This window comes from Brevundimonas sp. 2YAF1, from assembly GCF_052114745.1.
GTDB lineage: Bacteria > Pseudomonadota > Alphaproteobacteria > Caulobacterales > Caulobacteraceae > Brevundimonas.
In genome coordinates this window covers 305,414-329,481 of sequence record NZ_JBFRFI010000003.1, presented here as the reverse complement: position 1 = coordinate 329,481, position 24,068 = coordinate 305,414, and the positions used below count along the sequence as shown (strand labels likewise).

Genomic DNA, 24,068 nt, shown 5'->3' with positions numbered 1-24,068 from the left:
CGCCCCGTCGCTAGGCCCCAGCGGCGTCTTGATTGAGGTGTGGTCTATCGCCCTTCGGGCTACTTGAGACCACAAGAGCAACGCGTGTTCGCGAGCCGCTCCCTTCACCTCTGAACCGCCCGCCTGATCCATCGCCGCCTTCCGCTGGGTGCTCCCTTGCCCGGTGCGCGCGACGAGAGGCTGACGGTCCGACAAGACCCCCGTTCTCTCCGCTCCCGCCGCCGCTTCGGTTCGCCGGCCGAGCGAGCCCTCCCTTGCGACGGGACGAGGGGGAGCATGGGGCAGTTGGCGGGTGGGGCGGGCTGTTTGGCGTGAGCGGCGGGCAGTTGCGGGAAATCGTGGGGATTGGCGCGGCGGACTGCGATGGCGCACGCTTTTTCCTTCTCCCCTTGTGGGAGAAGGTGGCCGAGCAGCGCGAGGTCGGATGAGGGGTCTCGCGACGGCGGGCGACGGGTGCGGATTTCGAGGGCGGCGAGACCCCTCATCCGTCAGCCCCCGATCAAGTCGAGAGCCGCCACCTTCTCCCGCAAGGGGAGAAGGACGATCGAAGGCGCGCTTTTCGGTTGAGGGGAGAAGGGCTAGGTTTTCGCCATGCCTGAATTACCCGAAGTCGAAACCGTGCGTCGCGGCCTGGAGCCGGTGCTGGAGGGGGCGCGGCTGACGGCGGCGCGTCAGAACCGGCCGGATCTGCGCTTTCCCTTTCCCGAGCGGTTCGTCGAGCGGCTGAACGGGGCGACGGTGCTGCGGCTGGACCGGCGGGCCAAGTATCTGCTGTTTCCGCTGTCGACCGGCGAGACCTGGGTGACGCATCTGGGCATGACCGGGCGGTTCACTCTGGAGGGTGTCGCGCCGGGGGCCTTCGAGACGGAGGCGCCGCTGATCGGCAAGCACGAACATATGAGCCTGACGGCCCAGCGGGGCGGGGTGCTGACGCGGCTGGGCTATGCCGACGCGCGGCGCTTCGGCTTCATGGGGCTGATCCCGACGGAGGCGGTCGAGGGTCATGCTTGGTTTTCGGGGTTGGGGCCCGAGCCGCTGGGCAACGGCTTTTCGGCGGCCCATCTGGCCGAGGTCTTCGCGGGCAAGGCGCAGAACATCAAGGTCAGCCTGCTGGACCAGAGGATCGTGGCCGGTCTGGGCAACATCTATGTCTGCGAGGCCCTGTACCGCGCCCGCATCTCGCCCCTGACCCCGGCGGGCAAGGTCAGCCGGCCCCGGCTGGAGCGGCTGGCGACCGAGGTGAGGCACGTCCTGGCCGACGCCATCGCGGCGGGCGGCTCGACCCTGAAGGACTTCGCCAACGTCGAGGGCGGTCAGGGCTATTTCCAGCACCGCTTCGACGTCTATGGCCGCGAGGGCCAGCCGTGCCGGACGGAGGGATGCTCCGGCCTGGTGGCGCGCGTGGTCCAGGGCGGGCGCTCGACCTTCTTCTGTCCGGTCTGTCAGAAGCGATAGGGGGCAAGGTGTTCCAGTGGGCGGGCTGAGGCGCTAGACCTGCCGGCGAACGATAATATGAGGAGCGCCCTGATGGCTGACGCCTATTCCACCCTGCTGATCGAACGCTGCGCCGACGGCTATGCAGTCGTCACCCTGAACCGGCCCGAGGCGTTGAACGCGCTCAACACCGCGCTGACCGGCGAGCTGGGCGACTTCCTGGAGAGCGTGGCCGACGACGACAGCGTGCGTTGCGTGGTCCTGACCGGCTCGGTGAAAGCCTTCGCCGCCGGCGCCGACATCAAGGAGATGGCGGATCAGGCCTACGCCGACATGTATCGCGGCAACTTCTTCGCTCGCGCCCACGACCGGGTGGCCAGCTTCCGCAAGCCGATCATCGCGGCGGTGTCGGGCTACGCCCTGGGCGGCGGCTGCGAACTGGCCATGCTGTGCGACTTCATCATCGCCTCGGAGACGGCCAGGTTCGGCCAGCCCGAGATCAACCTGGGCGTGGCCCCCGGCATCGGCGGCTCGCAGCGTCTGACCCGCGCCGTGGGCAAGGCCAAGGCGATGGACATGTGCCTGACGGGGCGGATGATGGACGCGGCCGAGGCCGAGCGCGCCGGCCTGGTGTCGCGCGTGGTGGCGTCTGACGCCCTGCTGGACGAGGCCCGCGCCGTCGCCGCCAAGATCGCCTCCCAGTCGCTGCTGGCCGTCATGGCCAACAAGGAACTGGTCAACGCCGCCTTCGAGACGACCCTGACACAAGGGGTGGTGTTCGAGCGCCGCCTGTTCCACAGCCTGTTCGCCTTCGAGGACCAGAAGGAGGGGATGGCCGCCTTCGTCGAGAAGCGGAAACCCGTTTTCAAGGGACGCTGAAGCCCGCCCAAATCCTTTGCCTGACTCAATTCCGGCCGGGTGCGCGTTGACCGGTCGGAGCCTTTCCGCTATAGCCGCCCGCTCTTGAGATTTCCTCGCCGTGGACGTGGGTCTGCGGCGTTTTCGTTCGAAGGTTTTACCCGATGGCCAACAATGCAGGCGCCCGCAAGGCGATCCGCAAGATCGAAGCGCGGACCGAAGTAAACAAGGCCCGCCGTACCCGCGTCCGCACCTATCTGCGTAAGTTCCAGGAAGCCCTGACGGGTGGCGACGCCGCCTCCGCCAAGGCCGCTTTCATCACCGCTCAGTCGGAACTGATGCGCGCCGTGTCCAAGGGCGTGGTTCACAAGAACACCGGCTCGCGCAAGGTTTCGCGCCTGGCCGCCCAGCTGAAGAAGCTGTCGGCCGCCTGATCCAGAGGGCGTCGCGGACGGGGTTTCACGACTTCGTCAAACGACGTCATCTGACGCGTTCGGACGACCCGTAACAGGGTTGTCGCAAGAAAATCTAACGATTTCAACGGCGAGGAAGCGCAAGCTCCCTCGCCGTCTTGCTGTCTGGCGCTAAGTCGCCGAGAGAATCCAGCGTTCGAAATTGCGGCGAAATCGCCATTTTCCCAAGCGCTGCCGGGGTTTGCCGGAGTCAAACAATTTAAGTGCGAATCTCGACTCGAATCAGCGTTGATCTCCGGCGTGCGGCGCGTAAGTTTTGGCCTGTAACGCACTTCCATCCCAATCCGGATGAAGACGGGGGAAATCAATGGTTTCCGCCGGCGGGAGACGTCTGTCCGTGAGTACGACCCCACCTGCAAAGCCTTGGCTTCGCGGGGCAGGAGAAGTCGTCCCGGCGGTCGCCTTCGACGTGCGTTCGTTCGGTGGTTCTAACTCTTGGCGGGTGTGCTTTGACGATTTTGGGGGGCGCGGCGATGACGGGCATGACGGATCCTGACCGTATCTGGACTGAGGCGGCGGGCCGCCTGAAGACCGAGATCGGCGATGGGCCGTTCAGCAGCTACATCGCGCCGTCGGCCGTGCGGCTGGACGGATCGGGCAATCTGATCCTGGTGACGCCGACCGCCTATGCGCGGGACTGGGTGCGCAAGAACGCCCTGCGTCGCATGAACGAGCTGTGGCTGGGCCTGGACGGCCTGTCGCGCCGTCTGGACGTTCGTTGCCGCGCCGAGGTGGGCTCGCCCGCCCCGGCGACCGCCTTCCCCGCCGGCGAGGCCCCGCGCCTGGCCTCGGTGGGCGGCGTGGTCGCCCCGGCTTCGGCTATGGCTCCGGCCTCGGCCATGGCCGCCTCCGCCTTCGCCCCCTCGACCGACGGCGCCCGCGCCGTCCGCGCCGCCGGCCTGCAGGAGCGCCTGACCTTCGACAGCTTCGTCGAAGGCCAGGGCAACGCCTTCGCCCTCGCCATCGCCAAGCAGGTCGCCAGCTGGGCGGACGGCCACTTCAACCCGGTCTTCTTCTGCGGCCCTTACGGCTACGGCAAGACCCACCTGCTGAACGCCATCGCCTGGGAGGCGCAGCGTCTGCGCCCGGACGCCAAGGTGGTCTATCTGACCGCCGAACGCTTCCTGTCGACCTTCGTGCGCGCCATGCAGGACCGCTCGACCGCGGCCTTCAAGGAAAGCCTGCGCTCGGCCGACATGCTGCTGCTGGACGACGTCCAGTTCGTCGGCGGCAAGACGAGCACCCAGGAAGAGCTGCTGAACACGCTGACGGCCCTGATCGAGGACGGCAAACGCATCGTCCTGTCGGCCGACCGCGCCCCGACCGCCCTGACCGACGTCGAGCCGCGTCTGCGCAGCCACCTGGCCGCCGGCCTGACCTGCCCGGTCGAGGCCGCCGACCGCAGCCTGAAGATCGCCGTGGCGCAGTCGCGCCTGAGCGCCCTGGCCAAGCTGGGCGTCGTCTCGGGCCAGGCCCGCACCGACGTTCTGGAACATCTGGTGGACCGCACCCCCGGCTCGATGCGTGAGCTGGAAGGCGCCGTGAACACCCTGGCCGCCGTGGCCGGCGCCCGCCTGGCCTCGCTGGGCGTGGACGAGGCCCAGAGCCTGCTGGGCGTCGCCCTGCGCGGCGGACCCGAGCGCCGCATCACCGTCGACGAGATCCAGAAGACGGTGGCCGACCACTTCAACCTGAAGCAGGCCGATCTGCTGAGCGAGCGCCGCACCCGCGCCATCGCCCGCCCGCGCCAGATCGCCATGTACCTGTGCAAGCAGCACACGACCCGCTCCTATCCCGACATCGGCCGTCGCTTCGGCGGACGCGATCACACGACCGTCCTGCACGGCGTGCGCAAGATCGAGGAGCTGATGCCCAAGGAAGAACAGATCGCCCGCGACGTCGAGGCCCTGACGCGCAAGCTGCGCGGATAAAAGGGAAGTGCCGCGCAAGCTGCGCGGCTAAGGTTCTTCCACGGGCGGCCTGTGGATAGCGGGGGCAGTCGTTTCATGACGACGGCCCCCCGTTGCCCCCGCCGCTCAATGCGCTAGTGTTCCAGCCCATCCTTACGGCGACGCTGATGAAGGCGTCGCGCCCGGGCGAGACCACATGCAGCTGACCATCGAACGTTCCGCGCTCCTGAAGGCCCTCGGGCACGTTCAGAGCGTGGTCGAGCGCCGCAACACCATTCCGATCCTGTCGAACGTGCTGTTGAGCGCCGGGCGCGACCGCCTGGCCTTCGCCGCCACCGACCTCGACATGGAGATGGTCGACGAGGCCGAGGCCCAGGTGAACGTCGAGGGCCAGATCACGGCCCCGGCCCACACCCTGTACGAAATCGTCAAGAAGCTGCCGGACGGCGCCGAGGTCTCCCTGACCTATTCGGGCGATGATCCGCGGCTGGTGATCTCGGCGGGCCGGTCCAAGTTCAACCTGCCGGTCCTGCCGGCCGGCGACTTCCCCGTCATGTCGACGGAATCCACGGGCGCCCGCTACACCCTGCCCAAGGAAGATCTGGCGCGCCTGATCGACAAGACCCGTTTCGCCGTCTCGACCGAAGAGACGCGCTATTATCTGAACGGCCTCTATCTGCACACGGTGGCCGAGGGCGGCATTCCGCTGCTGCGCGCCGTGGCCACCGACGGCCACCGTCTGGCGCTGGCCGAGACCCCGGCGCCGGAAGGCGCGGCGGGCGGTCCCGGCGTCATCGTGCCGCGCAAGACGGTCGATCAGGTCCGCCGCCTGCTGGACGACGGCAACGGCCCGGTCCAGGTCCAGGTCTCGGCCCAGAAGATCCGCTTCGAGTTCGGCCAGGCCAGCCTGACCTCCAAGGTCATCGACGGCGCCTTCCCCGACTATCTGCGCGTCATCCCCAAGGGGAACGACAAGCAGGCCGACATCGACAACGCCCTGTTCGCCAAGGCCGTCGACCGCGTCGCCACCATCTCGGCGGAAAAGAGCCGCTCGGTGAAGCTGGCCTTCGACAACGACCGGGTCAAGCTGACCGTCCGCAACATGGAAGCCGGCCAGGCCGAGGAAGAGGTCGAGATCGGCTATTCCGAAGAGCCGTTCGAAATCGGCTTCAACGCCCGCTACCTGCTGGACGTCGCCGGCCAGATCACCGGCGAGACCGCCCACTTCAAATTCGCCGACCCAGCCAGCCCGACCCTGGTCCTCGATCCGGCCGATCCGGGCGTGCAGTACGTGCTGATGCCGCTGCGGGTGTAGGCGCTACACAACCCGCTCACCCCGGCGGACGCCGGGGTCCAGTGCGAGCCGCGCCGGGAGGTTGGATGTATTTTTACACCTACATCCTGGCCGGTCGTCGCAACGGCGTCCTCTATACCGGCTCGACCGATGACCTGTTGAAGCGGGTCGTCGAACATCGCGAGAAGCTGCGCGGCGGGTTCACGGCCAGGTATGGGGTTTCCCGTCTGGTCTGGTATGAGCACCACGGAACGCGCGACGAGGCCTTTCGCCGTGAGCGCCAGATCAAGGAATGGCGGCGCGAATGGAAGCTCGACCTGATCGAACGGATGAACCCAGGCTGGGATGATCTGCTTCCGACCTTGCTTTGAGGACGTGGTCTGAACCTCCGCTCATCCCGGCGGACGCCGGGATCCAGTCCTTTGGCTTTAAGCATCGAGCATGTGGGCTCTTACTGGACCCCGGCGTCCGCCGGGGTGAGCGGTTTCTTGGTGAGCCTCAGTCCACCAAATCGGTGTATCTGCTGATCGACGCATGATCACCTCCCTCGCCCTCACCGACTTCCGTTCCTATGCGAGCGCCAGCCTGCCGGTTTCCGGCGGGGCCGTGGTGCTGCATGGGCCGAACGGGGCGGGCAAGACCAACCTGCTGGAGGCGATCAGTCTGCTGACCCCCGGCAAGGGTCTGCGCGGGGCGACGGCGCAGGAGATGGGGCGGCGCGAGCCGGGCGAGGCCACAGGCCGGGCCTGGGCCGTCATGGTCACCCTGGACGAGCAGGGCGAAGAGGTCCGTCTCGGCACCGGCGTGCAGGCGCCGGGGGCTGCAAGGCGCATCGTCCGCATCGACGGCGAGACGGCGCCGCCGGGGCGGCTGCTGGATCACTTACGCCCCGTCTGGGCCACGCCCGAGCAGGACCGGCTGTTTTCCGACGCGCGGGCGGCGCGGTTGCGGTTCTTCGACCGGCTGGTGTTCGCGGCTGATCCCGATCATGCGGCGACGGTCTCGACCTATGAAAAGGCCCTGCGCGAGCGGCTGCGGCTGCTGACCGACGGGGCGGAAGGTCGGCCCGCCGATCCCCTGTGGCTGGATGCGCTGGAAGCGCGGCTGTCCGAGGCCGGGGCGCGGGCGGCGATGGCGCGGACCCGGGCGCTGACCGCGCTGCAGGTCGGCATTGACGCGCGCGGCGACCGGCCCTTCCCTCAGGCCGATCTGGGTCTGACCGGCGAGGCCGAGGCGATGGCGGCGGCGGGCGCGGACGAGGCCGATATCGTCGGCATGCTGGGCGAGGGTCTGGTGCGGGCGCGGGCGCGCGACGCCGCCGCCGGACGCTCGCTGTTCGGGCCGCATCGCTCGGACCTGACGGCCATCCACCGCGAGAAGAACCGGCCCGCCGCCGAAGGGTCTTCGGGTGAACAGAAGGCGCTCGTGCTGAACCTGATCCTGGCCCAGGTGGGGCGGTTGGCGGGGCAGAGCGCGCAGCCCGTCCTGCTGCTGGACGAGGCCCCGGCCCACCTCGACGAGGTTCGTCGCGCCGCCTTGTTCGACGAGATCGAGGCCCTGCGGCTGCAGGCCTTCATGACAGGGACGGAGCGCAGTCTGTTCGCCGCGCTGGAAGGCCGGGCGCAGTTCGTTTCGGTGGAAGGCGGGGCGCTCCTTTCTCCTTCTCCCCTTGCGGGAGAAGGTGGCTCGCGCAGCGAGACGGATGAGGGGTAGCGCCGCGTTCGGAGGTCCTCAGAGCGCGTCGTTCAGCCGCCTGGAATATCGCGGGGCGAGACCCCTCATCCGAGCGCCTTCGGCGCCCACCTTCTCCCGCAAGGGGAGAAGGACAAAAGGTGGCTTTTCCCGTCAAATTTCCTATATGTTATCGTCATCGGGGCGCGTTGAATCGCGACCTGATGCGGGCGGCTGAGAGGCCGTCTTTTCCCTGTCCGTTCGCGGACCCTGAGCCGACGTTTTCATGACCGACCAGACTGACGCCTCGCCGGAATACGGCGCTGATTCCATCAAGGTTCTCAAAGGCCTGGACGCGGTGCGCAAGCGCCCCGGCATGTATATCGGCGACACCGACGACGGCTCCGGCCTGCACCACATGGTCTATGAGGTGGTCGACAACGCCATCGACGAGGCCCTGGCTGGTCACGCCGACCTGGTCCAGGTCATCCTGAACGAGGACGGCTCGGTCACCGTGACCGACAACGGTCGCGGCATTCCGACCGGCATCCACGAGGGCGAAGGCGTCTCGGCGGCCGAGGTCATCATGACCCAGCTGCACGCCGGCGGTAAGTTCGACCAGAACTCCTACAAGGTGTCGGGCGGTCTGCATGGCGTGGGCGTCTCGGTCGTCAACGCCCTGTCCGACTGGCTGGAACTGAAGATCTATCGCGACGGCAAGGCGCACCAGATGCGCTTCGAGCGCGGCGACACGGTCAAGTCGCTGGTCGTCACCGGCGACGCGCCGATCCGCACCGACGGCGACAAGGCCGGTCAGCCGCTGAGCGGCACCGAGGTCACCTTCTATCCATCGGTCACCACCTTCAGCCACATCGACTTCGACCTGAAGACGCTGGAACACCGGCTGCGCGAGCTGGCCTTCCTGAACTCGGGCGTGGTCATCAAGCTGGCCGATCATCGCGGCGCCGAGCCGGTCGAGATCATGCTGCACTATGAGGGCGGCGTCGAAGCCTTCGTGCGCCACCTCGACAAGTCCAAGACGCCGATCCTGAAGGACGTCATCGTCATTCGCGGCAAGAAGGAAGGGATCGAGCTGGATCTCGCCCTGTGGTGGAACGACAGCTACCACGAGACCATGTTGTGCTTCACCAACAACATCCCGCAGCGGGACGGGGGCACTCACCTGTCGGCCTTCCGCGCCAGCCTGACCCGCGTCATGGGCGCCTATATCGAGAGCTCGGGCGCCGGCAAGAAGGAGAAGGTCTCCGTCTCTGGCGAAGACGCCCGCGAAGGCCTGACCTGCGTTCTGTCGGTCAAGGTGCCGGATCCCAAATTCTCCAGCCAGACCAAGGACAAGCTGGTCTCGTCCGAGGTGCGCCCGGCGGTCGAGAACCTGTGTTCGGAAGGCCTGGCCCAATGGTTCGAGGAACACCCGGTCGAGGCCAAGGTGGTCGTCGGCAAGATCATCGAAGCCGCCTCGGCGCGTGAGGCCGCCCGCAAGGCGCGCGACCTGACGCGGCGCAAGTCGGCCCTGGAGATCTCGAGCCTGCCGGGCAAGCTGGCCGACTGTCAGGAACGCGATCCGGCCAAGTCCGAATTGTTCATCGTCGAGGGCGACAGCGCCGGCGGCTCGGCCAAACAGGCGCGCAACCGCGAGAACCAGGCCGTCCTGCCCCTGCGCGGCAAGATCCTGAACGTCGAGCGCGCGCGCTTTGACCGGATGCTGTCGTCGGAGACGATCGGCACTCTGATCCTGGCCCTGGGCACCGGCATCGGCCGCGACGACTTCAACGCCGACAAGCTGCGCTATCACAAGATCATCCTGATGGCCGACGCCGACGTCGACGGCGCCCACATCCGCACCCTGCTGTTGACCTTCTTCTATCGGCAGATGCCCGAGCTGATCGAGCGCGGCCACGTCTACATCGCCCAGCCGCCGCTCTATAAGGTCTCCAAGGGCAAGCAGAGCCGCTACATCAAGGACCAGTCCGAGATGGACGCCTACCTCATCGAGGAAGGCTGCGCCGACGCCGAGCTGGACCTGGCGTCGGGCGAGCGCCGCATGGGGCTGGACCTCCAGGCCCTGGTGCGCGAGGCCAAGGCCTTCAAGGGTCTGGTCGACCGGCTGTCGCCGCGCGCCCCCGCCTTCGCTATCGAGCAGGGCGCCCTGGCGGGTCTGTTCACCGAGAGCGCGGGCGAACTGGAAGCGCGCGCCGCCGAGACCGCCGAGCGTCTGAATCTCTACGCCGAGGAAGGCGACGGCCCCTGGTCGGGCGGTCGCGCCGAGCAGGGCGGGGTGGTCTTCAGCCGCGTCCGTCGCGCCGTCAGCGAGACGATCGTTCTGGACGAACAACTGGGCCGCTCGCTGGACGCGCGTCGCCTGGCCGAGCGCGCGGCGGCCTTCGACGGCCTGTTCGACAAGCCCGCCGTCTATCGCCGCAAGGACAAATCCATCACCATCCGCGGTCCGCTGGACCTGCTGACCGCCGTGCTGGACGCGGGCAAGAAGGGCATCGCCATCCAGCGCTACAAGGGCCTGGGCGAGATGAACCCCGAACAGCTGTGGGAGACGACGCTGGACGTCAACGCCCGCACCCTGCTGCAGGTCAAGGTCGACCACGCCGACGACGCCGACGACCTGTTCGCCAAGCTGATGGGCGACGTGGTCGAACCGCGCCGCGAATTCATCCAGGAAAACGCCCTGGACGCCGCCGTCGACGTCTGACGGCGGCGCCCGACAGGCCGGCTGCGAAGCCGGCCTGTTTCCGCGCGCACCGGGCGCGGCGGCCCCGACGCGGCGTCAATCCGGGCTAAAATATGACTTTTCCGTGTTCGGTTAGCGGCGTCTTGACGGTTAACGGGGCGCGGCGCAGCAGTGGCGCCGTGGAGCCCGGCCTGGCCGGGACGGGAGAAGGTCATGAGAAACCTGCTGTTCGCGGGCGCGGCCGGGCTCGCGCTTATGTCCGCCTCGCCGGGCGCTGCGCCTCAGGATTCCAGCAAGACCGCCGCCTATGGCGAGATCGTCCTGCGGGTCGGGTTCACCCCGGATCCCTACCGCGTCGCGGTGACGGCGGGGGGCGCGATCGACGCCTATGCGGATACGCCGCTGCCGGCGACCTGCGTCGGCGATGTCGCGGACGCGCCGGATTTCGAAGTGACCTATGAGGCGGGGCGGCGGCCGCTGGTGTTCCGCACCCTGTCGTCGGTGGACACGACCCTGATCGTCAACGGGCCGGATGGAAACTGGTTCTGCGACGACGACAGCTATGGCGACGGCGACGCCCAGGTGCGTTTCGACAAGCCGCGCAGCGGCGCCTACGACATCTGGATCGGCACCTTCGGCGGCGGCACGGCCAACGCGACCCTGCTGATCACCGAGACGCCCTGAAACCGCGAGCCGGAGCCCTTGATCGGGGCTACTGGTCCTCGTCGAAGCGGCGGGCGACCAGGTCGCTGAGCGCTTCGAGGGCTTCGGCCGCGTCGGGACCCTCGGCCTCGATCTCGACGCCGCAGCCGATGCCGGCGCCCAGCATCAGCAGGCCCATGATCGAGCGGGCGTCGACGGTGACGCCGTCGCGCGTGACACGGATTTCGGATTCGAAGCCCGAGGCCAGCTTGACGAACTTGGCCGAGGCGCGGGCGTGCAGGCCGCGCTGGTTGCAGATGTTGACCGTGGCCCGAACGGGGGTCTGGACCGGGGCGTCGCTCATTTTTCGCCCGCCAGCACCCACGACGCCACGGAGATGTATTTGCGTCCCGCGTCCTGGGCATGGGCGACGCAGGTCTCCAGGCTTTCGCGCCCGCGCACGCTGGCCAGCTTGATCAGCATGGGCAGGTTCAGCCCGGCGATGACCTCGGCGTGGGTCTGCTCCATCACCGAAATGGCCAGGTTGGAGGGCGTGCCGCCGAACATGTCCGTCAGCAGGATGACGCCGTCGCCGTCGTTCACGGCGGCGGCTGCGTCGACGATGTCGCGGCGGCGCCGCTCCATGTCGTCCTCGGGGCCGATGCAGATCGCGGCCACGCCCCTTTGCGGGCCGACCACGTGCTCCATCGCCGCCAGAAATTCAGAGGCCAGGCCCCCGTGGGTGACGATCACCAGCCCGATCATGAAGGCTTCACCAAGACAATCCGCCCCGCGCTGCTGTCCTCAGCGAACGCCCTTGGGCGCCCGGACTGATCTGCAAGCCGGCCTTCATAGGCCAATCGCGCGCCGGTTCAAAGGGCGGCGAGCGCGGTTGCGACGACCTGACCCGCAGAAGCCGGGCGGGGGTCGAGGCGCAGTTGCGGAATCGCCACGCCCCCCCAGGTCCAGGCGGCGGGCTCGGGCAGGCGCTCGACGGCCTCGTGGACGCAGGCCACGGCCAGGACGATGCGGGCCAGGGGGCGTAGGGGGGCGGCGACGATGCCCAGGCCGCGCACCTCGATCCGGCCGGCGATCGTGGCCGGCGCCGTGGCGTAGAGCGCGCCGTCGGAGGCCCAGAGATGCGTCCAGTCGTCGGCGATCAGACGCCAGCCCTGGCCGATCAGGCGCAGGGCCAGATCGCTCTTGCCGACGCCGGACGGCCCCTGGATCAGCACACCGCGCCAGCCGTGGGGCGTCATGCGGGCCACGGCGGTGGCGTGGATCGGCTGCAAGGGCGCGCTCATGGGCGCCGTCCAGCCAGGGGGAGGAGGATTTCGAAGCGCGCGCCGACGACGGCTCCGCTTTCATCCACGCGGTTCTCGGCGCGGACCCGACCGCCGTGGGCGTCGACGATCTGGCGCACGATGGACAGGCCCAGGCCCGAGTTGGCGCCGAAGGCCGTGCCCTTGGGCCGCGAGGTGTAGAAGCGTTCGAACACCGTCTCGAGGTTTTCGGGCGGGATGCCGGGGCCGTCGTCCTCGACCCGGATGCGCAGCGGCAGGTCGGGGTGACTGTCGTCGCGCTCCAGCCGCACGCGGACCTCGCCGTCGGCCGGGCTGAACGAGCGGGCGTTGTCGATCAGGTTGCGGAACACCTGGCCCAGGGGAATGTCGCGGCCCATCACCCGCGCGGCCTCGGCGGTGGAGGCGAAGCGCACGTTGGCTTCGCCGGGCTTGTGGCCGCCTTGATAGACGGCGACGATGTCGCCCAGCAGTTCGTTGAGGTCGATGAGACGGGGCCGGTCGCGCGACAGTTCGGCGTCCAGACGCGAGGCGTTGGCGATGTCGGTGATCAGCCGGTCCAGACGACGCACGTCCTGTTGCAGCAGATTGGTCAGCCGCTGCCGCTGCTCGTCGGTCTTGACCAGGGGCAGGGTCTCCAGCGCCGAGCGGATCGATGTCAGGGGGTTCTTGATCTCGTGGCTGACGTCGGCGGCGAAGCGTTCGATGGCGTCCATGCGCGTCGACAGGGTGTCGGTCATGGATTCCAGGGCGCGGGCCAGGTCGCCGATCTCGTCCTTGCGGTCTTCGAGGTCGGGCAGGGAGATGGCGCGGGCGCGCTGCAGACGCACCTGATCCGCCGCCGCCGACAGGCGCATCACCGGACGGGCCACGAACAGATGCAGCACCAGCGAGGCCAGCAGGTTCACCGCCAGGGCCACCAGGGCGAAGGGGGTCAGGGCCCGGCGCTGGGCGGCCAGGGTCTGATCCACGTCGCCGGCCTCCAGGGTCAGCACGCCCAGCACCTGCTGAACGTGGCGGACGGGCAGGGAGACGGAGACGACCCGGTCGCCGTTCTCGTTGCGGCGCACACCGGCCTGAGGCGCGCCCTGCAGGGCGCGTTCGACCTCGGCTGACAGTTCGGCGTTGGCGCGGGTCAGGCGGGTTTCCTCGCGCCGCGTCGGTTCGCTGGATTCGACCGGCGTTCCGGCGGGGTGGGCGGGCGGCAAGGGCTGGCCCGGAATGGCGTCGGTGACGGCGAAGCTGTCGGACACCAGCAGGCCGTCCTGATCATACAGGCGCGCGCGCTGACCCTCGGGAATGAAGTTGTCGCGCAGCCACAGGCCCGCCGCGCCGGGGTCCAGCGCCGGATAGGGCTCGCCGCGGGTGATGCCCAGTTCGCCCAGCACATTGGCCAGAAGCTCGGCCTGGACCGACAGGGATTCCTGGCGCGCCTCGATCAGGCCGCGTCGCCATTCGTTCAGCAACAGCGCCCCGCCGAACAGGATCAGCAGGCTGAGAAGATTGAGCGCGAGAATGAAGCCGCCCAGACGCGATCCGCCGAAGCGGAACCGACGCCGCGCCGGGGCGTCCTCGATCTCAGCTTTCGCGGTAGCGGTAACCGACGCCATACAGGGTCTCGATCGCGTCGAACTCGGGATCGACCACCCGGAACTTCTTTCGCATCCGTTTGACGTGGCTGTCGATGGTGCGATCGTCGACATAGACCTGATCGTCGTAGGCGGCGTCCATCAGACTGTCGCGGCTCTTCACGAAACCGGGGCGCTGGGCCAGGGCCTGGAGCAGCAGGAACTCTGTGACCGTCAGCTTGACCGGCCGGCCCTCCCAGGTGCTCTCGTGGCGCGCCGGGTCCATCGACAGCTTGCCGCGCTTGATCGCCTTGCCGGCGGCCTCCGCTGCGGTTTCCATCTCGCCGCCGTCGGCGCCGGTGCGGCGCAGCAGGGCCTTGACCCGTTCGATCAGCAGGCGCTGGCTGAAGGGCTTGTGGATATAGTCGTCGGCGCCGAGGTTGAAGCCGAGAATCTCGTCGATCTCCTCGTCCTTGGACGTCAGCATAATGACCGGAATCTGCGAGGTCTGGCGCAGGCGGCGCAGCACCTCCATGCCGTCCATGCGCGGCATCTTCACGTCCAGGATCGCCAGATCCGGCGGCGTGCTCTCCAGCGCCTCCAGGCCCGAGGCGCCGTCGTGATAGGCCGTGACCTTGTGGCCATGGCTTTCCAGGGCCAGGGAGACGGAGGCGACGATGTTTTCGTCGTCGTCGACCAGGGTGATGTTGGCCAAGGGCTTCTCCTAAGTGCGGGCGGCGGCGGACGTCTCGATCGCCCGTCGCGGGTCGATGGCTCAACGCGCGACAAGCGTAACCGTTCTATTCTATCGTGGTGACATTACGGCCACAGCAAATGGTTCGCCAGAGCCTGTCTTGCAACCTTGGCCGCGAAAGGGCGAAACCTCGCCTTAAATCCTCATGGCGCAGGGTGGCGGGTCAATCCGCCTGAAAGACGCCATGGCCGGTCCGGTTCACTACGAAATCTACATCCGCAAGACGCCGCCCGCGTCCTGGGCGCTGGCGATGGCGACCGAGGACCGCAAGCAGGCGGTCGAAACGGCCGAAGACCTGCTCAGGGACGGCCGCGCCTGCGCCGTGCGCGTGACCAAGGAGACGCTGGACCCGGACACGATGGAATTCGCCAGCGTGGTCGTCCTGAACCGCGGCGCGCCCGAGGTGAAGCGCAAGCGTCCGGTCAGCGAGGAGCAGGCCGGCCCCAACTGCCGCGGCGTTCAGGATCTCTACGCCCCCCACGCCCGCGACCTGATCGGCCGGGTCCTGGAGGACTGGCTGAACCGACAGGGGGCGACGGCTTTCGAACTGCTGCACCGGCCTGATCTGGCCGAACGGCTGGAGGCCTCGGGCGTTGAACTGCAGCACGCGATCCAGAAGGTCGCCGTGCCCGAAAGCCAGAACACCGGCCAGGCCGTCCACGACCTGGTGCGCCACTATCAGCGGCTCAGCGAACAGGCGATCGAGCGGCTGCTTCAGGCCGGGCGACGCAATCAGTTTCCCAGCCTGGCCGAACGGTCGGTCGCCGACGTGGCCCATCGGCTGAACGGGTCGCCGGACCGCGCCTTCATCATGGGCGGGGTGGTCGCCGGGGCGCTGAAGGGCGTCAAGGGCGCGCGGGCGCGGCTGGACCGGCTGATGGACCTGTGCGACCGGGCTCCGATGGACGGGCCGCCGCGCGCCCTGGTCCTGGTGCCCGTCGAACAATTGCTGTGCGAGCTGCTGGGCGCGCGCGCCAGTCTGGCCCAGATCGTCGGCCCGGCGCTGGATCAGGGGTCCAGCCTGGCGGCCGTGGTGCGGATGGTCGCCCCGCGCGAGATCGGCGCCCTGATCGCGCGCGATCCCAAATTGGCGGTCCTGGTCCCGCCGGTCGAAGGCGGCCCGGCGCGTCTGGGCGAGCGGCTGGCGGCGGGCGAGTTTCCGCTGCTGGCGGCGTCTCTGGCGCGGATGGTGGTGCGCGAACTGATGAGCCAGCGCCGCCTGCGGCCCGGCGACCCCGAGGGCGAGATCGACATCCTGCGCGCCCTGGCCATGACCCTGACCGCCACGGCCGGACGACTGCTGACGCTGGAGGAGGTGCAAACCGCCTTCGTCGAGCGTTCGAAAAGCCTGGTCACCGCCGATTTCGTCGCCGCCTACGTCAAGGACTGCGCCAATGTGCTGTGCGAGGTCGAACGGCTGACGCGGCTGTGCGAAAACGTCACCGGCGGGGGCAACAAGCGCTCGGCGGCGCGCTGGCTGGACGCCTGCGTCACCTCGCTGCGGTTCGAAACCGAGATGCGGGCCTCGGGCCAGACCCCGGGCCAGAAGCTGCTGGCGCTGGCGACCTTGCAGCGCGCGGTGCGCAACGCCGCCCTGTCCGAGCGGGATCGCGATGCGGTGGTCGCCGCCCTGGGCGTGGTCGGCGGTTCGGTCGAGGCGGACGCCAAACTGACCGCCCAGATCGTTCGCGCGCCCGCGCCGGCGCCGCAGAAGCTGGCCGCCCTGCTGCGGCTGGCCGCCGGCGAGACCGGACCGACCGGCCCCGTGGCCGATCGCGCCAGGGCGGAGGCGGTCAAACTGTTCCGCGCGCCCGAGGTTCGCACCGCCCTGAGCGCGGCGCCCGAGGCGGTGCAGACGCTGCGTCCGCTGATGAAGGCGGTCGGCCTCGCCGCCTAGATCGCGTTCAAGGCGTCAGTCGAAGATGTCGAAGATGTCCATCCGCTTCTTTTTCTTGCGGTAGCCGTCGTCGCGATGACGATCGTCCTGGTAGCGGGGCGGCTCGCGATAGACCCGCGGCTGTGCGCCCCAGGGCTGCGGGGTCGACGGCGGATAAGTCGGCGGCGCGGCGGGCGCGGCTTGAGGAGCCGAGGCGCGGCCTTCGTCGGCGGCCACGGCCATCAGCTTTTCCAGCTCGCCGCGATCCAGCCAGACGCCGCGGCAGGTCGGGCACATGTCGAACTGGACGCCGTGGCGGTCCAGCGTCTGCATGGCGGCGTTGTCGTTGGGGCACATCAATAGGGGCATGGAATCCTCAGGGTCGAAGAATGCGGTCCGACATCACGCCGCTTTCGCCGCGCCAGAGGGGCCCGTCCCGCTGAGGAAAGGGTTAGGGCGCTGTCCCCGGCCCCACAACGTGCGCAGACGCCGCAGGGACAGGCGAGCTCGGCCTTAGCAGCTCTGTCCCGCCGCCCAGCCCGACGACCAGGCCCACTGGAAATTATAGCCGCCCAGCCAGCCGGTCACATCGACCACCTCGCCGATGAAGAAGAGGCCGGGGACCGATTTGGCCTCCATCGTCTGCTGGTCCAGAGCGGCGGTGTCGACCCCGCCCAGGGTCACCTCGGCGGTGCGATAGCCCTCCGAGCCGACCGGCTTGACGGTCCAGGCGTTGACCGCCTCGGCCAAGGCCCGCAGCTTCTTGTCGCCGACCTCGGCCAGCTTGCCGGCCAGGCCCTCGCGGGCGCAGATGACCTCGGCCAGACGGCGCGGGATGATATGGCCCAGCGCCGTATGCACCGCCTGCTTGCCGTTCTCGGTCTTGGCGGCCAGCAGACGCGCGGCGACGTCTTCGCCGGGGGCCATGTTGACGGTGATGGCTTCGCCCTCGCGCCAGTAGGAACTGATCTGCAGGATCGACGGCCCCGACAGGCCGCGATGGGTGAACAACATGGCTTCTTCGAAGCTTGTTTCCTTGGGCCTATCGCCCTTCGGGCTGCTTGAGGCCGTCTTGACGACCGCATTGACGGCGACTCCCGCCAAGGGCGTCAACTGCTCCAGCAGGTTGGGTTCGAAGGTCAGCGGCACCAGCGCGGGCCGCGTCTCCGTCAGCCGCAGGTCGAACTGACGCGCCACCTCATAGCCCCAGCCGGTCGCGCCCATCTTGGGGATGGACTTGCCGCCGGTGGCCACCACCAGAGAGGCCGCCGAGACGCGTGCGCCGTCGTCCAGCTCGACCTCGAAGCGGTCGCCGCTGCGGGCGATCGAGGTGACGCCGAGACCCAGCGACAGGGTCACGCCGGCCGCCTTCATCTCGTCCGTCAGCATGCGGATGATCTGTTTGGCGCTGTCGTCGCAGAACAGCTGGCCCAGGGTCTTCTCGTGCCAGGCGATGCCGTGGCGCTCGACCATCTTGAGGAAGTCGTGCTGGGTGAAGCGCTTCAGCGCCGACAGGGCGAAGCGCGGGTTCTCGCTGAGGAAATTGGCGCCGCTGGTCCCCAGGTTGGTGAAGTTGCAGCGCCCGCCGCCCGAGATGCGGATCTTCTCGCCCGGCGCGCGGGCATGGTCGATGATGCGCACGCGGCGGCCGCGCTTGCCCGCTTCGATGGCGCACATCATGCCGGCCGCGCCGGCGCCGACGATCAGGACGTCGATGTCTGGGTTCTTCATCGCCTCGCCCTAGCAGGGCCGGGCGTCCGAGGCGACCTTGCAGGCCCCCTTACAAACCCAGCGCGGTCCGATAGGCCGGATGCACGAGGTCGCCGTATTCGGGATGCTTCTTCAGATAGCCGGCGAAGAAGGGGCAGGTCGGCAGGATCACCCGGCCGCGTTGCTTCAGGTCGGCCAGCACATGCCTCGCCATCCGGCTGGCGAGGCCGCGCCCCTCCAGCGGGACCGGCACGAGGGTCTCGGTGACCAGCAACCCGCCCGCCACGGGGTTGTAGAGGACCACGGCGGTCTCGCCGTCGACCGTCAGCTCGTAGCGTCGGGCCTCGGCGTTGTCGTGGATGTCGGGGTCCAGGTTCATGTCGGTCTTCATCAGTGCGCCTCGTCCCAGTTGGCGGCGGCCTTGGCCTCGACCACCAGGGGGACGGTCAGGGCCACGGCGGGGTCGGCGGCGCCTTCCATGATCTGGCGCACCACGGCCAGGGCGCGTTCGGCCTCGGCCTCGGGGGCTTCGAAGATCAGTTCATCGTGGACCTGCAGCAGCATGCGGGTCTTGAGGCCCGCCTCGGTCAGGGCGGCGGGCATGCGGATCATGGCGCGGCGGATGATGTCGGCGGCGGCGCCCTGGATCGGGGCGTTGATGGCGGCGCGCTCGCCGAACTGACGCTCGGCGCCTGACTTGGAATGGATGGCCGGGATGTGGATGCGACGGCCGAAGACGGTGGTGACGAAGCCGTGCTCCTTCACGAAGGTCTTGGTCTTGTCCATGTAGGCGCGGATGCCGGGGAAACGCTCGAAATAGGTCTTGATATAGGCCCCGGCCTCGCCCTGATCGATGCCCAGCTGGGCCGCCAGACCGAAGGCCGAGATGCCATAGACGATGCCGAAGTTGATGGCCTTGGCGCGGCGGCGGGTCTCGGACGGCATGCCCTCGACCGGCACGCCGAACATCTCCGACGCCGTGGCGGCGTGAATGTCGAGGCCCGCCTTGAAGGCGCGCTTCAGCTCGGGAATGTCGCCGATATGGGCCAGCAGCCGCAGTTCGATCTGGCTGTAGTCGGCGCTGATCAGCACATGGCCCGGCGAGGCGATGAAGGCCTGGCGGATCAGGCGGCCGGTCTCGGTGCGGATCGGGATGTTCTGCAGGTTGGGGTCGGATGAGGCCAGCCTGCCGGTCGTCGCCGCCGCCAGCTGGTAGGAGGTGTGCACCCGGTGGGTCGTCGGGTCCGAGGCCGCGACCAGGGCGTCGGTATAGGTGCCCTTCAGCTTGGACAGCTGGCGCCAGTCCAGAATGGCGCGCGGCAGGTCATGCGTCAGCGCCAGTTCTTCCAGCACGCTGGCCTCGGTGCCCCATTGGCCGCTGGCGGTCTTCTTGCCGCCGGGCAGGCTCATTTCGCCGAACAGAATCTCGCCGATCTGACGCGGACTGCCGATGTTGAAGGGGCGACCGGCCAGCTTGTGCGCCTGCTCCTCCAGCTCGGCCATGCGCTGGCCGAAGGTCGAGGACAGGGAGCGCAGGCGGTCGGGATCGACCCGCACCCCGTTCAGCTCCATGTCGGCCAGGACGGCGGGCATGCCGCGCTCCAGCGTCTCATAGACGGTGGTCAGGCGCTCGGTCGCCAGACGCGGTTTCAGCAGCTTGTAGAGGCGCAGGGTCACGTCCGCGTCCTCGGCGGCGTAGCAGGTCGCCGGCTTCAGCTCGACGTGCTTGAAGCTTTTCTGGCTCTTGCCGACGCCCGCCACGCTCTTGAACGGGATGGGCTCGTGGCCGAGGTGCAGCCGCGCCAGTTCGTCCATGCCGTGCCCGTGCAGGCCGCCCTCGAGGACGTAAGAGATCAGCATGGTGTCCTCGATCGGGGCCACGCGGATGCCGCGACGGGCCATGACGGCGAGGTCGTATTTGATGTTCTGGCCGACCTTCAGCACCGCGGGGTCTTCCAGCAGGGCCTTCAGCCGCTCCAGCGCGGTCGGCTTGTGAATCTGGGTCAGCGGCTCGCGCGTCTCCCCCTGGGCCGGTTCCAGACCGAAGTCGAAACCGCCGCTGAGCGACGCGTCGCCGGTCGGCTCATGATCGTGGGTCAGGGGGACGTAGCAGGCCTCGTTCGGCCCGACCGCGATGGAGACGCCGCACAGCCCGGCGTGGGTGGACGACAGGGCGTCCGTCTCGGTGTCGAAGCCGATGACGCCGACGGCGCGGGCGCGGGCGATCCAGCGGTCCAGGTCCTCCAGCGACTGCACGCACTCATACTTGTCGCGGTCGAACTCGTGGGCCTCGGCGGGCGTCGCGACCTCGGTCTGGCCATAGCGCGGCGTGGCCACCGGCGCCGTCGGCTGGCGGGCGAAGGTCGAGCCTTCCTTTTGCGGCGCCTTGCCGTCGCCGACGCGACGCAGCAGCGAGCGGAACTCCATCCGCTCCAGGAACTCCGACAGCACCGCCGGGTCGGGATCGCGGATCAGGAAGTCGTCGATCGCCTCGGGCGCCGGGGCGTCGCAGGTCAGGGTCACAAGCTCTCGCGACAGGCGGATCTGGTCGGCGAAGGCGATCAGGGTCTCGCGCCGCTTGGGCTGCTTGATCTCGCCCGCGCGGGCCAGAAGCGTGTCGAGGTCGCCGTATTCGTGGATCAGCTGGGCCGCCGTCTTCGGCCCGATGCCGGGGGCGCCGGGGACGTTGTCGACGCTGTCGCCGATCAGGGCCTGAACCTCGACCACCTTGTCGGGCGTGACGCCGAACTTCTCGAACACGGCCTCTTCGTCCAGCCGCCGGTCCTTCATCGGGTCGTACATGACCACGCCGTCGCCGATCAGCTGCATCAGGTCCTTGTCGGAGGAGACGATGACCGCCTCGCCGCCCAGGTCGCGGACCTTGCAGGCATAGGTGGCGATCAGGTCGTCGGCCTCATAGCCGGCCAGTTCGATGCCGTGCACGCCGAAGGCGGCGGTGGCCTCGCGCACCAGGGGGAACTGCGGCACCAGATCCTCGGGCGCCGGGGGGCGGTGGGCCTTGTACTGATCGTAGAGATCGTTGCGGAAGGTCTTGTCCGAGTGGTCGAAGACGGCGACCAGATGGGTCGGGCCATCCTCGCCCTTCATGTCGCGGATCAGCTTCCACAACATGTTGCAGTAGCCCTGCACCGCGCCGACGGGCAGGCCGTCCGACTTGCGGGTGAGGGGCGGCAGGGCGTGATAGGCGCGGAAGATATAGGCCGAGGCGTCGATCAGCCACAGCCGGGGCGGCGGTCCGTCCTGGGTCAGGGGGCGGGCGGCGGATTCGATGGGCGCGTCGGTCATGGCGCGAACATAGGGGGGCCGAGGCCCCCCGTCATCCATGTGATTCCTGTTCCGCTCATCCCGGCGGACGCCGGGATCCAGTTCTTTGGCGCTCGGCGCCGCGATCAGGAATTCTGACGGCGGTGCAGGCGGTTCTCACTGGTTCCCGGCGTCCGCCGGGATGAGCGGGAAGTGAGGTGTCGCCCTACGGCTGCCAGCCGCCTGGCGTCTCGGGGATGACAGCCGCGCCCTCGACCGTGATCTCGCCGCGGGTCTTGCGAACCTCGGCCCAGGCGGCGCGCAGCAGTTCCGGCACGCCTTCGCCCGACACGCCCGAGACCAGCATCGGACGCTTGCCCGCGGCGGCCTCCAGCTCGGCGATCTTCTCCTCGCGGACTTCGGGCGTCAGGGCGTCGATCTTGTTCAGGGCCAGGATTTCGACCTTGTCGGCCAGACCTTCGCCATAGGCGTCCAACTCGCCGCGAATGATGCGGTAGGCCTCGGCCACGTCGTCCTGCGTGCCGTCCACCAGATGGATCAGACTGGCCGAACGCTCGACGTGGCCCAGGAAGCGGGTGCCCAGACCCGCGCCCTCGTGGGCGCCTTCGATCAGGCCGGGGATGTCGGCGATGACGAAGCGCTCGGACGGGCTCAGGTCCACCATGCCGAGGTTGGGCGTCAGGGTGGTGAAGGGATAGTCGGCCACCTTGGGCTTGGCCGCCGAGACGGCCGCCAGGAAGGTCGACTTGCCGGCGTTGGGCAGGCCCGCCAGACCGATGTCGGCGATCAGTTTGAGTCGCAGCCAGATCCAGCGTTCCTGGAACTCTTGCCCCGGGTTGGCGTGGGTCGGGGCCTGATTGGTCGGGCCCTTGAACCGGGTGTTGCCCCAGCCGCCGTTGCCGCCGGACAGCAGTTTCACCCGCTGACCCGCCTTGTCCATGTCGACCAGGACCGTTTCCTTGTCCTCGTCCAGCACCTGGGTGCCGACGGGAACGCGCAGGACCACGTCCTCGCCCTTGCCGCCATGCATCTGGCGGCCCTGGCCGTGGTGGCCGGTCTGGGCCTTGAAATGCTGCTGATAGCGGAAGTCGATCAGGGTGTTCAGCCCGTCCGCCGCCTCGACCCAGATGTCGCCGCCCTTGCCGCCGTCGCCGCCGTCGGGGCCGCCGTTGGGGATGAATTTCTCGCGGCGGAACGAGACGGCGCCGGCGCCGCCAGCGCCCGAACGGATGTAGATCTTGGCCTGGTCGAGGAACTTCATTTCGGCCTTATGGCCGAAGAGAGCGGCGATTTACAGGCCAGTGAAAAGCCAAGCGCAATTCTAGCCCCGCGCCCACACCCCGAACGGATCGCTCCACGGCAGGCCCAGGGCCTCGGCCACGGCGGGATAGGTGATCTCGCCCTTCAGCACGTTGAGGCCGTGCGCCAGATGCGGGTCCTGCTTCAGGGCCTCCAGACCCTTGTCCGCCAGGGCCAGGCCGAAGGGCAGGGTGGCGTTGTTCAGGGCTTCGGAACTGGTGCGCGGCGCAGCCCCCGGCATGTTGGCGACGCAGTAGTGGACGACCCCGTCGACGACATAGGTCGGATCCTCGTGGGTGGTCGGCCGGGAGGTCTCGAAACAGCCGCCCTGGTCGATGGCGACGTCGATCAGGACGCTGCCCGGCTTCATCGACTTCAGCTGGTCGCGCCGGACCAGGGTGGGGGCCTCGGCGCCGGGGACCAAGACGGCCCCGATCACCACGTCGGCCTTGACCAGTTCCTCCTCGATGGCCCCGATGGAGGAATAGCGGGTGATGACCCGCCCGCCGGTCAGTTCGTCGATCTCGCGCATCCGGGGAATGGAGCGCTCCAGCACCACCACCTCGGCCCCCAGCCCCATGGCCATGCGCGCGGCGTTCAGCCCCACGACCCCGCCGCCCAGCACCAGAACCCTTGCCGGCGCCACGCCCGGCACGCCGGAGAACAGCAGACCCATGCCGCCGTTGTGCTTCAACAGGGTCTCGGCCGCCGAGAAGACGGCGATGCGCCCGGCCACCTCGGACATGGGCGCCAGCAGCGGCAGGCCGCCGTTCCTGTCGGTCACCGTCTCATAGGCGATGGCGGCGCAGTTCGAGGCCAGCAGCCCCTGGGTCTGTTCGGGATCAGGCGCCAGGTGCAGGTAGGTGAAGAGGATGTGGTCGGGCCGCAGCCGCGCCCATTCGACCGGCTGCGGCTCCTTGACCTTCACGATCATCTGGCTGTCGGCGAAGACCGTTTCGGCGTCGGCGACGATGCTGGCGCCGGCCCTGACGTAGTCGGCGTCGGTGAAGCCCGCGCCCAGTCCGGCGTCGGTCTCGATGCGGACCTCATGGCCGTGGGCCACGTACTCGCGCACCGCCGTGGGCGTCAGCCCGACCCGGTGTTCGTTGGTCTTGATCTCGCGGGGCACGCCGACGCGCATGGATTTCGTCCCTGAGTTCTCGCCCTCCCGGCGGGGCCCGCGAACGCTAAACCCGCGCCGTCGAAACGACCAGCGGCGTGACGCTGTTCCGCCAGGGTCTTGCCGCGCGCGCCGGCCGTCCCATTTTGAATGGCCAAGCTTGGGGGTG

At 68.6% G+C, this 24,068-nt stretch carries 21 protein-coding genes; 10 read left to right on the top strand and 11 right to left on the bottom strand.

Annotated elements, in window-relative coordinates:
• Nucleotides 1-591 precede the first annotated feature (591 nt).
• From mutM to AB4Y68_RS06775, 9 genes are all read left to right on the top strand, one after another.
• Complete coding sequence (gene mutM, locus AB4Y68_RS06815) at nt 592-1,455, top strand: bifunctional DNA-formamidopyrimidine glycosylase/DNA-(apurinic or apyrimidinic site) lyase (RefSeq protein WP_441454750.1); 864 nt, start codon at nt 592-594, stop codon at nt 1,453-1,455.
• A gap of 72 nt (nt 1,456-1,527) precedes the next feature.
• Nucleotides 1,528-2,313 carry an enoyl-CoA hydratase gene (locus AB4Y68_RS06810; protein WP_441454749.1) on the top strand — a complete coding sequence of 262 codons (786 nt, stop codon included), beginning with the start codon at nt 1,528-1,530 and terminating at the stop codon, nt 2,311-2,313.
• 143 nt (nt 2,314-2,456) lie between these two features.
• Nucleotides 2,457-2,726 (top strand): 30S ribosomal protein S20, encoded by a 270-nt coding sequence (gene rpsT / locus AB4Y68_RS06805; RefSeq protein ID WP_441454748.1) that lies wholly within the window; start codon nt 2,457-2,459, stop codon nt 2,724-2,726.
• 512 nt (nt 2,727-3,238) lie between these two features.
• Nucleotides 3,239-4,696 (top strand): chromosomal replication initiator protein DnaA, encoded by a 1,458-nt coding sequence (gene dnaA, locus AB4Y68_RS06800; protein ID WP_441454747.1) that lies wholly within the window; start codon nt 3,239-3,241, stop codon nt 4,694-4,696.
• Between the two features lie 175 nt (nt 4,697-4,871).
• Nucleotides 4,872-5,990 carry a DNA polymerase III subunit beta gene (gene dnaN, locus AB4Y68_RS06795; protein ID WP_441454746.1) on the top strand — a complete coding sequence of 373 codons (1,119 nt, stop codon included), beginning with the start codon at nt 4,872-4,874 and terminating at the stop codon, nt 5,988-5,990.
• Between the two features lie 65 nt (nt 5,991-6,055).
• Nucleotides 6,056-6,340, top strand: a complete 285-nt coding sequence (locus AB4Y68_RS06790) for a GIY-YIG nuclease family protein (RefSeq protein WP_441454745.1) — start codon at nt 6,056-6,058, stop codon at nt 6,338-6,340.
• Nucleotides 6,341-6,503: 163 nt separating this feature from the next.
• Nucleotides 6,504-7,682: a DNA replication/repair protein RecF gene (gene recF, locus AB4Y68_RS06785; protein ID WP_441454744.1), complete on the top strand. Its 1,179-nt coding sequence runs from the start codon at nt 6,504-6,506 to the stop codon at nt 7,680-7,682.
• A 244-nt stretch (nt 7,683-7,926) separates the two neighbouring features.
• A complete protein-coding gene (gene gyrB, locus AB4Y68_RS06780; protein ID WP_441454743.1) occupies nt 7,927-10,365 on the top strand; it encodes a DNA topoisomerase (ATP-hydrolyzing) subunit B in 2,439 nt (812 codons plus the stop codon).
• Nucleotides 10,366-10,557: 192 nt separating this feature from the next.
• Nucleotides 10,558-11,028, top strand: coding sequence for a peptidase S1 (locus tag AB4Y68_RS06775; protein WP_441454742.1), 471 nt, complete (start codon nt 10,558-10,560; stop codon nt 11,026-11,028).
• A gap of 28 nt (nt 11,029-11,056) precedes the next feature.
• Here AB4Y68_RS06775 and AB4Y68_RS06770 read toward each other — a convergent pair whose 3' ends face one another.
• The 5 genes from AB4Y68_RS06770 to AB4Y68_RS06750 all read right to left on the bottom strand — a co-directional run bounded on the left by AB4Y68_RS06770 (nt 11,057) and on the right by AB4Y68_RS06750 (nt 14,570).
• Nucleotides 11,057-11,350, bottom strand: a complete 294-nt coding sequence (locus AB4Y68_RS06770) for an HPr family phosphocarrier protein (protein ID WP_441454741.1) — start codon at nt 11,348-11,350, stop codon at nt 11,057-11,059.
• Nucleotides 11,347-11,751, bottom strand: coding sequence for a PTS sugar transporter subunit IIA (locus tag AB4Y68_RS06765; protein ID WP_292035039.1), 405 nt, complete (start codon nt 11,749-11,751; stop codon nt 11,347-11,349). Before AB4Y68_RS06765 ends, AB4Y68_RS06770 begins: the two co-directional genes overlap by 4 nt.
• Before the next feature lie 107 nt (nt 11,752-11,858).
• Complete coding sequence (locus AB4Y68_RS06760; RefSeq protein WP_441454740.1) at nt 11,859-12,290, bottom strand: HPr kinase/phosphorylase; 432 nt, start codon at nt 12,288-12,290, stop codon at nt 11,859-11,861.
• Nucleotides 12,287-13,897 (bottom strand): stimulus-sensing domain-containing protein, encoded by a 1,611-nt coding sequence (locus AB4Y68_RS06755; RefSeq protein ID WP_441454739.1) that lies wholly within the window; start codon nt 13,895-13,897, stop codon nt 12,287-12,289. The genes AB4Y68_RS06760 and AB4Y68_RS06755 overlap by 4 nt, the downstream gene beginning before the upstream one ends.
• Nucleotides 13,866-14,570: a response regulator transcription factor gene (locus tag AB4Y68_RS06750; RefSeq protein WP_441454738.1), complete on the bottom strand. Its 705-nt coding sequence runs from the start codon at nt 14,568-14,570 to the stop codon at nt 13,866-13,868. Before AB4Y68_RS06750 ends, AB4Y68_RS06755 begins: the two co-directional genes overlap by 32 nt.
• A 223-nt stretch (nt 14,571-14,793) precedes the next feature.
• On the opposite strand from AB4Y68_RS06750, the gene AB4Y68_RS06745 reads away from it, so the two are divergent.
• Nucleotides 14,794-16,506, top strand: a complete 1,713-nt coding sequence (locus tag AB4Y68_RS06745; protein WP_441454737.1) for a hypothetical protein — start codon at nt 14,794-14,796, stop codon at nt 16,504-16,506.
• Nucleotides 16,507-16,521: 15 nt separating this feature from the next.
• Here the strand turns inward: AB4Y68_RS06745 and AB4Y68_RS06740 are convergent, their stop codons facing one another.
• The 6 genes from AB4Y68_RS06740 to ald all read right to left on the bottom strand — a co-directional run bounded on the left by AB4Y68_RS06740 (nt 16,522) and on the right by ald (nt 23,920).
• On the bottom strand, nt 16,522-16,854 hold the full coding sequence (locus AB4Y68_RS06740; protein WP_441454736.1) for a zf-TFIIB domain-containing protein: 333 nt from the start codon (nt 16,852-16,854) through the stop codon (nt 16,522-16,524).
• A 144-nt stretch (nt 16,855-16,998) separates the two neighbouring features.
• A complete protein-coding gene (locus tag AB4Y68_RS06735; RefSeq protein WP_441454735.1) occupies nt 16,999-18,216 on the bottom strand; it encodes an NAD(P)/FAD-dependent oxidoreductase in 1,218 nt (405 codons plus the stop codon).
• A gap of 49 nt (nt 18,217-18,265) precedes the next feature.
• Entirely contained in the window at nt 18,266-18,586 is a 321-nt protein-coding gene (locus AB4Y68_RS06730; protein ID WP_441454734.1) for a GNAT family N-acetyltransferase, read from the bottom strand.
• Nucleotides 18,586-21,501, bottom strand: coding sequence for a DNA polymerase I (gene polA, locus AB4Y68_RS06725; protein ID WP_441454733.1), 2,916 nt, complete (start codon nt 21,499-21,501; stop codon nt 18,586-18,588). The genes AB4Y68_RS06730 and polA overlap by 1 nt, the downstream gene beginning before the upstream one ends.
• Before the next feature lie 184 nt (nt 21,502-21,685).
• The gene (obgE, locus tag AB4Y68_RS06720) at nt 21,686-22,741 is read right to left on the bottom strand and encodes a GTPase ObgE (protein ID WP_441454732.1); all 1,056 of its coding nucleotides are present in this window, start codon (nt 22,739-22,741) and stop codon (nt 21,686-21,688) included.
• Between the two features lie 60 nt (nt 22,742-22,801).
• The gene (ald, locus tag AB4Y68_RS06715; RefSeq protein ID WP_441454731.1) at nt 22,802-23,920 is read right to left on the bottom strand and encodes an alanine dehydrogenase; all 1,119 of its coding nucleotides are present in this window, start codon (nt 23,918-23,920) and stop codon (nt 22,802-22,804) included.
• Nucleotides 23,921-24,068: the final 148 nt, after the last annotated feature.